Here is a 13,757-nt window from a genome sequence, read left to right as displayed (position 1 = left end):
ACTAAAGATTTTATAAAGTCATAAAATTATTAATCTTAATGCCTTCTGCTTTTAAATCGAACATTAAATTATACAAACCAAAAAAAGTTCGGTTCATATAAATAAAATGCTTAGAACCTCTACTTGCATTGTAAGAACGTAGTTCTGTATTTTTAGAATAGCGCTCTCCAAATTCAGAAATTTTTCCAAAAAATTCGGCATCAGAAAAATCGAATTCTTCTTCGTGAAAAGGTTGTGTAAATATGGATAACATTTCGTGAAACATTGCTTTAAAAAACACAAATTCTTCTTTTGGATCGTCTTTTCTTAAAATGTCTAAATCATACATTTTTTGCACAAAAAGTTCATCATTATCTAATGTTTCTTGTTTTGCTAAAACAAAATAAGGATTGTAAAAATCTAAAGGAATGGTTTTCATGCAACCAAAATCTAAGGCAATTAATTCGCCTTTTTTAGAAATTAAAAAGTTTCCTGGATGTGGATCTGCATGTACTTTTTTAAGGTTGTGAATCTGGAACATATAAAAATCCCAAAGAGCTTGCCCAATTTGGTTTGCTAACTTTTGATCGGTGTTTTTATTAGTAAATTCTGATAGATGAATTCCATTCATCCAATCCATGGTAATAATTTGTTTTGATGATAATTCTGGATAATAATTAGGAAACATAAGATTTGGTATATGGCTGCAAGCAATAACAATTTCTTGACTTTGTTGCACTTCTAAAATGTAATCGGTTTCTTCTAATAATTTATCTTGAACTTCAAAAAAATATTCATCAGACGTTTTTCCTTTCATGTTAAACATTCGAATAACAAAAGGTTTTAATAGAGCTAAATCTGATTTTATGCTATCTGAAACTCCTGGATATTGAATTTTTACTGCTAGTTTTTTGCCATCTTTTTCGGCCTTATGAACCTGTCCAATACTTGCAGCATTAAATGCTTTTCCATCAAATTTATCATAAATTTCTGATGGAAACTTACCAAAGCTCTTTTTGAATGTTTTTAAAACCAAGGCTTCAGAAAGTGGAGGTACAGAAAACTGCGCTAAAGAGAATTTTTCTACATAAGCTCTTGGTAAAATACTCTTTTCCATACTTAACATTTGCGCCACTTTTAACGGACTTCCTTTTAAGTCTTTTAAGCTGTCGTAAATGTCTTCTGCATTGTCTTTATTTAGTTTTTCTCTTGCTACTTCTTCTGTCTCAGTAATTTTATTGCCATAATATTTTAAATAATTCACACCCACTTTTGCGCCAGTTGTAACTAGTTTTGAGGCTCTTTGAATTTTTGAAATCGGAATTTTACTCGCTTTTTTCATACCTTAATCCGTATTTTTTTGAAACTTTTCTTTGTACACAAATTTCCCTAAGTCTAAAACGTTTTTTAGAAATTTGTTTTCTATTAATTCGAAACTGGTATTGATTGATTTTTCTATAAAAATATCTGTTTTTTCAAAAGACTCAGAAGTGTCTTCTAACCAAAATTTAATGGTTATCAATAATTGTATCCAAGCAGAATGACTTATAAAATTTGATTGAATTTTTTCTAAGCCATCAATAGGTAAAATACTTTCTGATATTTCTAAACTGTCTACAAAACTAATAAAGCTTTTCTTTAAGCTAGAGAGTGTTTTGTAAGATGTTAGCTGATTTTTACATCCTTTTAAAACCACTTCTACATATTCTCTGTTAAGTGTAAGATTCTCGAAAAATGTAAAATAAAGACTTAATAATTTGTTTTTGCCATCAAAAGAAAGAAACTCTTCGCTTTCATTTAAAACTTCTAAAGAATTTTTAAAAAGCTCATCAAAAACAGTTTTTTCAACTTTTTTTAGCGATTTAAAATGCTGGTAAAAGTTGTCTTCGCTTAAATTAATTTGCTGGCAAAAATCTTCTACACTTTCTGGTTTCGATTTGTGTTCAGAAACCAAATCCATATAAAATGTTAAGATGTCTAATTTGGAACTATTTTTCTTTTTTTTCATCTTGTAAAATCTTCTACAAAAATACAAAACGTTTCATTGTTAAAAGAAAATAGCATCGTATAAAAACAAAAAACCAAGTTAAATTTTAACTTGGTTTTTTATTTTAGAAAAGAGTTATTTTTAAGCAAATAATTTGCTAAATCTTTTTTTACCTTTTACAAAATGGTCTTTATAAGTTTCTAACGAATCGAAAATTAAATTTTGCTGATTATCTAATAATTTAACTCCGGCTTTTAAAGCTTTGTCAGTTACTTTTTGCCATTGATCTACAATGTTTAAAGTTTCTGTAACTGCCTCTTCTGTTGTGTTTAAAGCGTAATTATTTGCTTTGGTTGCAGTTGTTTTTACAGTTTCTATAGCTTTGCTAACTTTTTCTGTAAGATTTACTTTATTTATTTTATTCGTATTCATTTTTTTGTTTTTTAATGATGATGTTTTGTTCTAAATATAATTCTGATAAAAAATCAGATTTACTCGAACTTACACTTTATATTATTTTCTTTCCCAATTTTTCACAGCTTCCATATCACCTTTTAAAGCTAATTTTGCTTGTGCTTTCCAACCAGATAAATCGTAAATTTTTGCATTAATACCTGCGTTATTTAACAATGTTGTTAAATCTTTAATTGTCATTTGTGCAATCTGAGCGTAAGAAGTTACATTTAACTCGTTTAAAGATTTTTCTAAAACAGGACCTATTCCTTTAATTACTTTTAAGTCGTTTGTTTCTTCAACTTTTTCTACAACTATTTTCTCCTCAACTACAACCTCTTTTTTAACTACTTTTTTCTTTGCAGTTTTTTTAGCTTTTGCAGGTTTTAGATCATCTAACTTTTCATTTACCGAATTTAAAGCACCTTCTGTATATTCTTCGATTTTACCTTTTACATCTTCAATCGTTTCAGAAATATTCTTCTTCAATTTTTCAGACATTTTTTCTGCTTTCTTAACATATTTATTGTTAGAAATTTCTTTTTCAATTTTGTTTTTCATTTCCTCAGCTTTTTCAACTAAAGGATTTTCTGAAACCATTTTTTTAGCTTTATCCATCATTGAAGGATCGTAACCTACTAATGTTTTTAAACGCTCTGTACTATTTTCTAACTGACCTTTAATAGATTCTGCAGTTTCAACAAACATATTTATTTGTTGTTTTGTTAAAGGTTCTGCTTTCTTAACCAATTTAGCAGTTAGTTTTTGCCATTTTTCACCTGTTTTTACAGTAGTTTCAATAGCGTTAAAAGAAGCATCTATTAAATCGCTATTAATTTTTTTAACGATCGCTTTTGCTTTTCCTAATTTATCTTCTTGATTTGACTTTTTAGTTGCCATAATATATATTGTTTTAAATTTATTTAATTTTGATGCTGCAAACTTACAATACGCAAGTTGCAAATGAGTTGCAAATTACTTTTTGCCGAAAAAATCTAGAGTCTTATTTAAATTTTTCCAAACCATTCCTTTACTCTTTTCTAAAGTATTAAAAAGATTGTCTTGTTGTTTTTCAGAAAAATCTAAAGTTTTCTTTATCGATTTTGATGTGAATTCTTGTAAATTTTCAGCTTTGTTAATTGTTTTTAAAACCACTTTTTCTGTAGTTTCTAATGCAATTTGATTTAACTTTGTAGAATTCTTTTTTATCTCTTTAACTGATATTGTTTTCATCTTTATTAGTTTTAATTTCTAATTTTGATACAAACATACCATATGCGAGTTGCAAATGAGTTGCAAAAAAGGTAATTAATTGATAGTTAGTGGATTTCTTCTATTTTTTTGAGAAGGTTTTTAGTTTCTGGTAAAGGAGAAATACCATATTCTTCTTCTAAAATTACTTCGCATTTCATATACGTTTTTATGGCTTGTGGCCTGTTTCCTTTTACAATATAAGCTTGCATTTGTATTCTGTAGGCATCTTCCCAAGCAGCATCTATATTCAAAGCGTTTTGTGCCAAACGTATGCTTTCTATAGGATTTGTATCAATTAAGAGTTCTGCTAAAGTAATGTAAGCTCCTAGAATTAAAAGTTGAGATTTTTCTCTTTCTTCGGATGTCCAGTCTTCGTAAATTCTGTTTGGTAAATACGAGCCTTTGTAAATTTCTATGGCTTTTTGATAGGCTAATTTCGCAACTTCTTTTTCTGAAACAAAACTTTGATTGCCAATAATGATGTATTTTTCCAAGACTTCTGCATCTATCCAAACTTTCTCTAAATCTATTTGATAACTAACACCTTGTCTTATAATATATTCTGGTTCAGTTCTAGAGAGTCTTTCAGGTTCTAGCACTTTATTAATTCCGTGCATTGCCACTTTAAAATCACGATCATTCCAATCTTCCCAAAGATTGTCCATTATTTTTTCTTTATGAAGTGCATTTTTTTTTCTGTGAGAAACTAAATATTGGAGTAATTGAATGGTTTTATCTCTTCCCCATTCTTTGTTGTCAATTTTTTCTTGATTTCTCCAAACTATAAAATTGCCTAATGTTTCAATGCGAATGGTAGCATTGTTGTAAAAGGAATTTAGATGATTGAGTTGTTGAAGAAAATCTGACATGGAGAAACTATTTTTTCTTGATAGAATCCATTTTTGTAGACAATTTTTGAATTTCTGAAGCTAGTGTTTCTATCTGATTTTGAATTTTATTAAAGTCAGATCTAGACGCATTTCTCCATTCATTTATCTGTACTTTCTCAGAAATTTCTTCACCAAACGTACTTATTTTATCTTGAATTTCGTCTTGTAGATGAGAAAACTGTTTTTTAGGATCTTTCAAAGTATCTCTCAAAACTTTTGGACCTACATCTTTAATGGTTTTCCACATAGAAAGGCTTTTGTCTAAAATGCTTTCTTGTTTTTCGGTTGATTCGTGTTTTGTAGCTTCTTCTGTTAATTCTGCCAACTTTGTTTGCATAAAAGTAAGCGCATCATTAAAATCGGAAAAACGTTTTTCATCTCCATCTTGAACATGCGTAATTTTACCTCTCCATTGTATTTTTGAGTCGCCATTTTCCTCGAAAATTCGTTGTTGAAAACGAACCATAAAAGAAGCGCTTTGTTCTTGTTTTTTTGTCATAAAATAAATTTTTTAACCTGGTTCTTTTTCAGAACCCACTTCATATCTTAATAAGCCTTTAAAAGCATCATTTACAGTGTTTCCTTCATACAAAACCTTGTATATTTCTTTAGATATTGGCATGTCTACATTATATTCTTTCGCCAATTCAACAACTACTTTTGCAGTTTTTACACCTTCTGCAACCTCGTTCATTTCATTAATAATTTGCTCTAAATTTTTTCCTCTTCCTAATTGAAAACCAACATGATGATTTCTACTTTTTGCAGATGAACAAGTGGCTACTAAATCGCCCATTCCTGCCAAACCATAAAAAGTTCTTTGTTTTCCACCCATTGCAGTTCCTAATCGTGTAAGTTCTGCCAAACCTCTTGTAATAATTGCAGCACGAGTATTATCACCTGCATTTGCTCCATCACCCATACCTGTTGCAATTGCAATAATATTTTTTAAAGCACCCCCTAATTCACAACCAATAACATCAGAATTTGTGTATACTCTAAACAATCCTGAGCTAAAAACATCTTGTAATTTTGAGGCAATTGTGTTATCAACCATAGCAATTACAGCTGCTGCAGCATTTCCAAAATGAATTTCTTTTGCCAAATTAGGTCCTGTTAAAACTCCTGCAGGATGTCCAGGCATTATTTCTTCTATAATTTCTGTCATTCGCATTTTAGTGCTTATTTCTAAACCTTTGGCCAAATTTATAATTGGAACCCAAGGTCTAATATGTGGTTTTGCTTCGAGTAAAACTGCTCTGAAACTTTGCGCAGGAACGCCCATAACAATTACATCAGCATCTTCTACAGTTTCTTTAATAGAAATAGATGCTCTTAAACTTGGAGTTAGTTTTGCATTGGGCAAATAACTTTCGTTGGTATGTTGATTGTTAATTTCGTCTACTGTTTCTTGATTTCTTGCCCAAAGAATAGTTTTCGCATTTTTTGCAGTTAATGAAGCAACAGTAGTTCCCCAAGAACCACCACCTAATAAGCCTACTTGTAGTTTCATAAATATTATTTTTAGGTTCTCGTTTTCACGAGAATGACATTTTAAAGGAAACCACAAGGTTACACCTCTAGGAATCTTTTTTCAATTAATTTTCTAATTCTTTTAAGAACAAATTTCTAACTTCTTCGACATAAGTATCTAAATGTTTTGGATTCCATTCAGACGTATCCACAGGATCTAAAACAACCACTTCTATATGAGTTGGACTAAACATTTTACTTCCTTTTGGCATTGCCATATATGCGTTCTTAATAACTATTGGTACAATGGGTACACCAGCTTTCATTGCCAAATGAAAGGCACCTTTTTTAAATGCGCCCAATGTTTTACTGCCACTTCTTGTTCCTTCTGGAGCAATTGCAACAGAAGTTCCATTTTTTAGAACTTCAGCAGCATTTTTCATAGATGCTAATGCTTTCTTTTTATTAGATCTGTCTATAAAAATAGCACCCATGGCTTTAAAAATTGGTCCAAAAGGCGTGAGTTCTAGTTCTTTTTTCGCAATTCCTGTAACGTCTTTTTTTAATAATTTTAAAATGATAAAAAAGTCTGCAGAGGATTGATGATTGAAACAAAAAACGGCAGGTCTATGATCTTCTAAATTGTGTTTGTTTTTTACATTAATATCTAATCCAGCTAATTTAGTTCCTAAATCTCCAATACTAGAAATAGTGGCATTCACACCTTCTCTGTGAGACATTGATAATGCTCCTTTAACAATTCCTTTTATAGCTGATGGATATAAACTTGCAGCTGCTAAACCTGTTCTTAATCCGTTTACTAAAGGTTTTTTGGTATCTTCTTTAAAACGAAGAATTTTCCAATCGTTTTCGAAAGCTAGTTGCGAGAGTTTGTTATCTGGATTTGTAGCAATTGGTTTTCCAACAATTTCTAATAAAGGAAAATCGTCTATACTATCTGTATAAAAGAAACTTTTAGATAAATCTATTTTATTACTTTTTGCAAATTTTCGTCCAGCTCTTGCTTTTCCTTCTGCCCAACACATTTCTGAAATTACGCCTGTAAATTTACCTTTTTTCACTTCCATCTCTGTGCAAAAAACATCTTTAATACCCAGCGCATTTGCAATGGGTGCAACTTGATAACGAGTTGCAGCAGAAATAATAACTACTTGATGACCTTTTGCCAAATGTGATGCAATTAAAGTTCTTGACTCTGGGTAAATAGTGGATGCTAAATGATCTTGATAAATCTCTTCGCCTAATTTCATAAACTCTTTTTCTGAAATCCCTTTTATACCTGTAGCCGATATTTTTGTAAGTATTTCGAAATCTCTATTGCCTATAGCATAAGCGATTAAAGTTACAAATTGAGAGAGCAATTCTTTTGGAGTAGATTTTCCGCTTAAAAATCTAGATTTTACAAATTGTTTTGCAGAAAAATCGTTGATTAAAGTTCGGTCTAAATCAAAAAATGCTGCAATATGAGGACCTTCTTCCTCTTCTAAAACATCGTTTGTAATGCCTTCTAATTCTGCTCCAGGAACTTTTTCATCAACATCATTTTCGTTTTTATTTTTAGATTTTTTGATATTTATCAACTCTAATTCTTGTAAAAAATGTAAACGATTTGTGAGATTATCGAGCAAATCCATCCAAATTTCTAATTGTTTAAAATCGATACTTTTATCATCAGGAATTAATTTACTGTTTTTTGCCAATCTTAAGGCACTTATTAAGAAAGGTTTAGAAACGCTATCTAATCTGCTTACTCTGTTTTTCCAATGCAATTCTTTGCCTTTAAATAGGCAAAGTTCTATGAATTGCTCTTCATTAAAATCATCTTCTAAATCCCAAGATTGTAAGGTTTTACAAACTACTTTATTTGCTTCTAAATAAATTAATAAGAGACCTTTAGAAACAAATAATTGTTGTTTAGAAAGTAAGTTTTTAATATCGCCTTCTGGATTTCTAATAATATCTCTCCAGTTTTTATCAAATAAATTTAATTCTGCTTCAATTTCTGAACTGAATTGAGGTTTATTGGTATAGAAAAATTCGAACTTAAATAAGTTTCGAAGTCGCATTATTTCTTCCCAAAACGATAAAATACGGTTCTCTTTTTCATCTTTTATTTTTACCAAAGCCATTTCTATAAATGCTCTGTGATACAAATGGGCAGATGCCATGTTTGCATAATATGTGGCTGGTAAAAACTCTGTTGGAGATAAGGTGTATTTAATTTTATAACCTGCATTATTCTTCTGAACAATACCTGAACTTTTTAATAAATTTAGTGCTTTTTGAACTGCTGCACCAATGCTGGTTCCACGCTCTATAAGTACATCTTTTTTGCGTTGTTCAATATAATTCATCATTTTAATAACGCTGAATTCTATTTCATTTTTTGTTAAAGCAAAGTTGTTTAATAATACATTACAAACCAAAGAAACTGTGGTTACTGGTGTAATCATGTTTGCTTTGTGAATCAATTCAAAAGCAAAACGTGGTAAGGTATTTTTATCTGAATAACTATCTTCTTCAATATCTGGAATTATGGCATTTTGATGTGCACTTGCGTCTACTGGTTCACCAAATCTAATGGCTGCTTTTCCATATTCGTTGCCTAATTTTTTAAAGTATTTTGCAAAGGCTTTTACATCTTCAGATTTTTTTTCTCTTCCTTTGCCTTCTTCTGTCATCTGTTTTACATCCGGAATTAAATCATAAACAATAGAAACTGGAACATATTTTATGTTTTTGGTGCTTTCTTTTTCACCTTCCATGATGTATTTTAAAATCCCCATTTGTGGATAGACAATTTTCCCTGTTCTAGAGCGAGTTCCTTCTATATTCCAAGTTAAATGATCGCCATTTTCTATCATACAAGAAATGTAATGTCTTAACGCAGCTTTATAAATTTGATCGTCTTTAAAACTTCTTCTGATAAAAATTAAGCCGGAGTTTTTACCCAATTGTTTAAAACCAGGAAAAGCTAAATTGATGCCGCCAAAAGTATAAGGAATTGGCATTCCATATTGTGCTAAAGTGGTTACTAAAACTACGGAATCTAAATAGGTTTTATGGGTTAAGATAAATGCGACAGAGTTTTGACGCATTAACTTCATTAATTTTTTAATTTCCTGAGGGTCAATGTCTATTTTGTTATTATAAGCCTTAGACATCATAAATTGGAAACCTTTTACAGATAATAAGTTCGCAATAGGGTGCTGTTTAGAATATAGCTCATTAATACATTCTACTCCTTTTTTTTGAACCTCAGAAAGATCTGTTTTTTGCTCATGAGCAATAGACGCGAGTTTTTCTTGAAAATTGGGATGATTTATAATGTTCTGTAAATTGTGTTCCATAATCAATTAAAAAAAAGATTTGTGAATTTAGATATTCCTTTTTCTTGCCAAAATTTTGGAAAAAATAATGTCTCAACTTTTTCGATGATAGATTTTTTTTCCACTTTTTCTAAGTTCATGCTTAATGAATTCGCCACAGTTATAAAAACAGTTGCGTTTGCACCCATACCACAATGACTGCCAAAAACTTCTACATTCTTAATGTCATCCCTAAATGTTTCTGCTTCCATGCAGTTTTTCCAAGGTATTAAACCATCCGTTTTTGTATAAATACACGTGATTGGCACTTTTGGGATTTGCTCTAATTCTTTTATAAATTTTAGATTTCTCTCTCTTAGTTTGGTGCCTCTTAAAAACTCTAAACTTTTTATAACCGGAGTTTTCATGTTTTTTACGCCCCAAACAGGAGAACCAATTGTAATTAATTGCTCTACTTTTTCTGGATATCTATTGGCTATTATTTTGGCAAAAATTCCACCTCCACTCCAGCCAACAAGACTTACTTTTTCTTGATGCTTTTCGTAAATTTCATCAAGTTTTTCAATCAATTTTGGAAGAGATTTTGAGTTAATCATATTAACACCTAAATCCCATTTATAGGTTTTATAACCCAAAGATTTTAAATATTTTCTTACAAAAGTGGTTGAATTGTCATTACCTAAATATGGAGGCATTAACAGAACAGGTTTTTCCTTTTCGCTTTTATGTTTAGGTATAAAATGATAAATTCCAAACATAGATACCCATTCTGCAACAGCTCTTGTTTCTAGTAGCACATTGTATAATGGAGGAGGAGGGATGTTTGTATTTATTCTATTAATCTCTTCCTTAAATTTATTGATAATGTTAGAAACTGTGTCTTTTTCAATATCTTGAAACTCTTCATTTTTATAAATATTTTCTAACAATAAAACCAAAGTCACATAGTCTCTATCTGGTCCGAAATCTTCGCAAATAGATATACATTGATTGCTTAAAATATTTAAGTTTTCTTTTTCGAGTTTAACTTGTTTAATAATTTTAGAGACCTGTTTGTAAAAAGGATGCCTTTCGAAACTTTTTGTAATTATTTTTTTAGCTTGCACAAGAGTAGCTCCTTGAGAAACTGCAATAGCAACTGCAAACTTTGTAAATGATGTATATACTATTTTGTTACTTTCCATAAATTAGTTCTTGGCTTCAATTCTTTCATCTAGCCAGTTTAATAAATCTTGTTCTACTTCAGCTTTGTTTACCTCATTCAACATTTCGTGTCTACCACCCTTATATAATTTAACGGTCACATCTTGAATGCCAGCTTTTTTGTAGCTATTTGCTACTTTTTTCACACCTTTTCCCATTTCACCAATTGGATCTTTATCTCCAGAAAATATAAAAATAGGCAGGTCTTTTGGGGTATTTTCAAAAGTAGGTGGCTGGTTAATTTTTTTACTTCCTTTTAAAATATCTCTAAAAACACTCAAAGAAAAATCTTCAATCCTTAATGGGTCTGCTTCAAACTTGTCTACTTGTTTTTCATCACTACTAATCCAATCTACCTTTGTTCTGTTTGGTTTAAATTTTTTGTTAAACTGATTAAAAAATAGATTTTTAAGTATTTCATTGCTTCTATGTTTGCCATTTAATTTGCTGAAAAAAGCAGTGCTAATTAAACCAAAAGAGCCTAAACCTTTCATAAAAGCAGCAGTTCCAGATAATATAAATGCCTCTAAATCGTCTCCATATTTGGTAACGTATTCTCTGCTTAATAAAGAACCCATACTATGCCCCAAAAGAATTATTTTTCTGTTTGGATGTTCTTTTTTGATGATTTCAGTTAGTTTTCGCATATCATTAATAGCATCAGAAAAATAATCTTCACCATCATAATAGCCCAAAAAATCTACACTTTTGGCAGATTTCCCATGAACTCTATGATCATTCGCATAGACTTCATAACCCTGTTTTTTTAGCTTTTTTGCAATCGATTTATATCTTCCTGCATGCTCACCAACTCCATGAGAAATTTGAACAATGCCTTTTAAAGAAACGTTTTGCTTTACTTTCCATTGGTAATAAAAAATGGTTTCTTCATCAAAAGATTTATATGTATTTGTAATAACCGACATTAATTATCTTCTAGTAATTTGGATAATAATTTTAAGAATTTATCAGAATTCTTTTTTGTAGCCGTTAATTTAATTCTGTCTTGAATTATAACTTCGTCTAACAATAATTTTTTTCTGTGTAAGTTGATTAAATTTTCATCATCTATTTCTATTTTCACTAAAGGTTTTGATGTTTTCTTCTTTTTAACACTAGTGGTATTTTCTAAAATATTTAGTTGATAATTTACTTTTTCTGCTCCTAAATTGATGCAAAAATCATACAAACCAATATTTTCTTTTCTCATTTTTTCATTTGCATTTAAAACTCTTTTTACCTCTGTGAAGAAAGAAATACTCTTAATTTTTAAAACTTTAGAAGCTTCCTTTTGTTTTCCTTTTGATAGAATAATTTCTTCTAATTCGTTGGCAGACTCTCTAATATATCTAGAAAATTTATCGGCATCTGGCATTGTTTTGGCATCAGAAGTTGTAGTTATAGAAACCAAACCATTGTAGCTAAAAGCAGCAATGATTAGTCCAAAGCCATCTAAAACAGGCGTTAAACCAAATATAGATAAAATTTTATGACCTCTTAAATATAAAGGTTCTTTTGGTCCAGGTACATTTGTAATTGTAACGTTAAATGGAGGTCTGTGAAATTCTTTAATATTGTATTTACTATACAAACCAGCAGCCAAGTTTGCCAAGCCAAAAGGCACTGCATCTGCCATTTTTGATAGGGCTTTTGCGCCTACAGCTTTGTGTCTGGTTTTGCCTAAATTTGTCTGTTCTTGAATGTATTCTAAACGTTCAATAGGATTTTTTATATGAGTAGCAATTCTAATTAACATATTAGAAATTTGGTTATTCATCTCTTGTTTTTCGCCTTTAACGCGAATGGAAATGGGTACGTTCGCAACCAAAGGTTGTGTAGGTAGTTTTTCTCTTTCTTGCAAGTATCTCCTTATTCCTCCTGCACAAATAGCCAAAATTAAATCATTAATACTAACGTCCATTATTTTACGCAATGTATTAATTCTTTCGAAAGATAAAATTGCAGTTCCCCAAGTTCTTCTTGGGGATACTGATTTATTAAAAATTGTATTGGGAGTAGAAAAACCTTTTTTCATAGGTTTTTTTACACTGATTTGAGTATTGATATTTGCTTTGATAAAAGAAAAAGCAGTTTCGCCAACTAACTTCGGAAATTTAAAAGGATTTTTAAAAAAGCCATAAGAGCTTTTTAATAGTAAACTCAATTCATCAGGCAATTCATCTGGTTCAAAAGGTCTAGGTTTTGGTATGGGTTTGTCCTTATCTTCTAAATTTTTATCAAATAAAATACTCATTATTCCTACTCCAGAACTGCCATCAATCATTACATGATGTACTTTAGAAACAATGGCTATAGATCCTTTTGGTACTTGCGAAACTTCATCCAAACCTTCTATAAAATCTATAGACCAGAGAGGTCTTCTTAAATCTAAAGGACTACTAAAAATAGAGGAGGTCATTTCTCTTAAGGTTTTCCAATTAGAAGGATCTGGTAATTTTAATCTATTGATATGTAAATCGATATCAAAATTTGGATCATCTACCCAATAAGGATAGTCTAAATTCATAGGAACATTTAAAAGACGCTTTCTAAATTTTGGGATTAAGTGTAATTTAGAAGCTACAATTGCTTTGAAATCTTCGAATAAGATAGAACCATCTACTATAATAAGTGTAGCAATATGCATAGGACTTGTTGGAGATTCTGCATATAAAAAAGTTGCATCAGAACCTGAAACTTGTTGTATTGAATTGTCTAATGCATCTTGTAAAAGATCCTTAATTGCCGATTTTGCCATAAACTTAATAACTATATTTAATTTTGGATTGGATTCAATTGTGATGTATTAAAAATTCTAACTAAAATTTCACAACTCTGCAAGATAAATAAAATTCGTTGAATTTTATAATGCAATAAAAAGAGAATTTACTAAAAAAAGTCGGGATGACAGGATTTGAACCTGCGACCACACGACCCCCAGCCGTGTACGCTACCAGACTGCGCTACATCCCGAAAATAAATTTAAAAAAGAAAAGTCTCAAAAACTCTTTTTGAGACTTTTATTGAGCCGATAGAGGGACTCGAACCCACGACCTGCTGATTACAAATCAGCTGCTCTAGCCAGCTGAGCTACATCGGCTTTTTCTAAAATTTAGAAACGCAAATTAAAAGTAAAATTAGTTTGTGGACAATAAAAATTTAATTTTT

The 13,757-nt window shown here is 30.4% G+C and carries 12 protein-coding genes and 2 tRNA genes; all 14 read right to left on the bottom strand.

What is annotated here, in order from left to right:
- Positions 1-10: 10 nt before the first annotated feature.
- Positions 11-1,321 (bottom strand): ABC1 kinase family protein, encoded by a 1,311-nt coding sequence (locus WAO74_RS11865; RefSeq protein ID WP_422162386.1) that lies wholly within the window; start codon positions 1,319-1,321, stop codon positions 11-13.
- A 3-nt stretch (positions 1,322-1,324) separates the two neighbouring features.
- Positions 1,325-1,987, bottom strand: coding sequence for a TetR family transcriptional regulator C-terminal domain-containing protein (locus WAO74_RS11860; RefSeq protein WP_422162384.1), 663 nt, complete (start codon positions 1,985-1,987; stop codon positions 1,325-1,327).
- A 120-nt stretch (positions 1,988-2,107) separates the two neighbouring features.
- Positions 2,108-2,398, bottom strand: coding sequence for a hypothetical protein (locus WAO74_RS11855; protein WP_422162382.1), 291 nt, complete (start codon positions 2,396-2,398; stop codon positions 2,108-2,110).
- Between the two features lie 81 nt (positions 2,399-2,479).
- Positions 2,480-3,319, bottom strand: a complete 840-nt coding sequence (locus WAO74_RS11850; RefSeq protein ID WP_422162380.1) for a hypothetical protein — start codon at positions 3,317-3,319, stop codon at positions 2,480-2,482.
- A gap of 75 nt (positions 3,320-3,394) precedes the next feature.
- Positions 3,395-3,652, bottom strand: coding sequence for a hypothetical protein (locus WAO74_RS11845; RefSeq protein WP_422162378.1), 258 nt, complete (start codon positions 3,650-3,652; stop codon positions 3,395-3,397).
- A gap of 86 nt (positions 3,653-3,738) precedes the next feature.
- On the bottom strand, positions 3,739-4,542 hold the full coding sequence (locus WAO74_RS11840; RefSeq protein WP_422162376.1) for a bacterial transcriptional activator domain-containing protein: 804 nt from the start codon (positions 4,540-4,542) through the stop codon (positions 3,739-3,741).
- 7 nt (positions 4,543-4,549) lie between these two features.
- Positions 4,550-5,062 (bottom strand): hypothetical protein, encoded by a 513-nt coding sequence (locus WAO74_RS11835; RefSeq protein WP_422162374.1) that lies wholly within the window; start codon positions 5,060-5,062, stop codon positions 4,550-4,552.
- A gap of 12 nt (positions 5,063-5,074) precedes the next feature.
- Positions 5,075-6,076 (bottom strand): NAD(P)H-dependent glycerol-3-phosphate dehydrogenase, encoded by a 1,002-nt coding sequence (locus WAO74_RS11830; protein WP_422162372.1) that lies wholly within the window; start codon positions 6,074-6,076, stop codon positions 5,075-5,077.
- 85 nt (positions 6,077-6,161) lie between these two features.
- Complete coding sequence (locus WAO74_RS11825; protein WP_422162370.1) at positions 6,162-9,407, bottom strand: HAD-IB family hydrolase; 3,246 nt, start codon at positions 9,405-9,407, stop codon at positions 6,162-6,164.
- 2 nt (positions 9,408-9,409) lie between these two features.
- Entirely contained in the window at positions 9,410-10,570 is a 1,161-nt protein-coding gene (locus tag WAO74_RS11820) for an alpha/beta hydrolase (RefSeq protein WP_422162369.1), read from the bottom strand.
- Between the two features lie 3 nt (positions 10,571-10,573).
- Complete coding sequence (locus tag WAO74_RS11815) at positions 10,574-11,515, bottom strand: alpha/beta hydrolase (RefSeq protein WP_422162367.1); 942 nt, start codon at positions 11,513-11,515, stop codon at positions 10,574-10,576.
- Complete coding sequence (locus WAO74_RS11810; protein WP_422162365.1) at positions 11,515-13,347, bottom strand: WS/DGAT/MGAT family O-acyltransferase; 1,833 nt, start codon at positions 13,345-13,347, stop codon at positions 11,515-11,517. The genes WAO74_RS11815 and WAO74_RS11810 overlap by 1 nt, the downstream gene beginning before the upstream one ends.
- Positions 13,348-13,488: 141 nt before the next feature.
- Positions 13,489-13,562, bottom strand: a tRNA-Pro gene (locus tag WAO74_RS11805).
- Between the two features lie 53 nt (positions 13,563-13,615).
- A tRNA-Thr gene (locus WAO74_RS11800) sits at positions 13,616-13,689 on the bottom strand.
- Positions 13,690-13,757 lie beyond the last annotated feature (68 nt).

Origin of the sequence: Polaribacter sp. (genome assembly GCF_049276715.1) — a bacterium.
In the GTDB taxonomy this organism is placed as follows: Bacteria; Bacteroidota; Bacteroidia; order Flavobacteriales; family Flavobacteriaceae; genus Polaribacter.
This window is presented reverse-complemented; position numbering and strand designations above follow the sequence as displayed.

Bases quoted from the DNA above. Each gene is read 5' to 3' on its own strand.
- WAO74_RS11860 (WP_422162384.1), bottom strand. From the start codon at position 1,987: ATGAAAAAAAAGAAAAATAGTTCCAAATTAGACATCTTAACATTTTAT.
- WAO74_RS11835 (WP_422162374.1), bottom strand. From the start codon at position 5,062: ATGACAAAAAAACAAGAACAAAGCGCTTCTTTTATGGTTCGTTTTCAA.
- WAO74_RS11825 (WP_422162370.1), bottom strand. From the start codon at position 9,407: ATGGAACACAATTTACAGAACATTATAAATCATCCCAATTTTCAAGAA.
- WAO74_RS11815 (WP_422162367.1), bottom strand. From the start codon at position 11,515: ATGTCGGTTATTACAAATACATATAAATCTTTTGATGAAGAAACCATT.
- WAO74_RS11855 (WP_422162382.1), bottom strand. From the start codon at position 2,398: ATGAATACGAATAAAATAAATAAAGTAAATCTTACAGAAAAAGTTAGC.
- WAO74_RS11830 (WP_422162372.1), bottom strand. From the start codon at position 6,076: ATGAAACTACAAGTAGGCTTATTAGGTGGTGGTTCTTGGGGAACTACT.
- WAO74_RS11850 (WP_422162380.1), bottom strand. From the start codon at position 3,319: ATGGCAACTAAAAAGTCAAATCAAGAAGATAAATTAGGAAAAGCAAAA.
- WAO74_RS11820 (WP_422162369.1), bottom strand. From the start codon at position 10,570: ATGGAAAGTAACAAAATAGTATATACATCATTTACAAAGTTTGCAGTT.
- WAO74_RS11865 (WP_422162386.1), bottom strand. From the start codon at position 1,321: ATGAAAAAAGCGAGTAAAATTCCGATTTCAAAAATTCAAAGAGCCTCA.
- WAO74_RS11845 (WP_422162378.1), bottom strand. From the start codon at position 3,652: ATGAAAACAATATCAGTTAAAGAGATAAAAAAGAATTCTACAAAGTTA.
- WAO74_RS11840 (WP_422162376.1), bottom strand. From the start codon at position 4,542: ATGTCAGATTTTCTTCAACAACTCAATCATCTAAATTCCTTTTACAAC.
- WAO74_RS11810 (WP_422162365.1), bottom strand. From the start codon at position 13,347: ATGGCAAAATCGGCAATTAAGGATCTTTTACAAGATGCATTAGACAAT.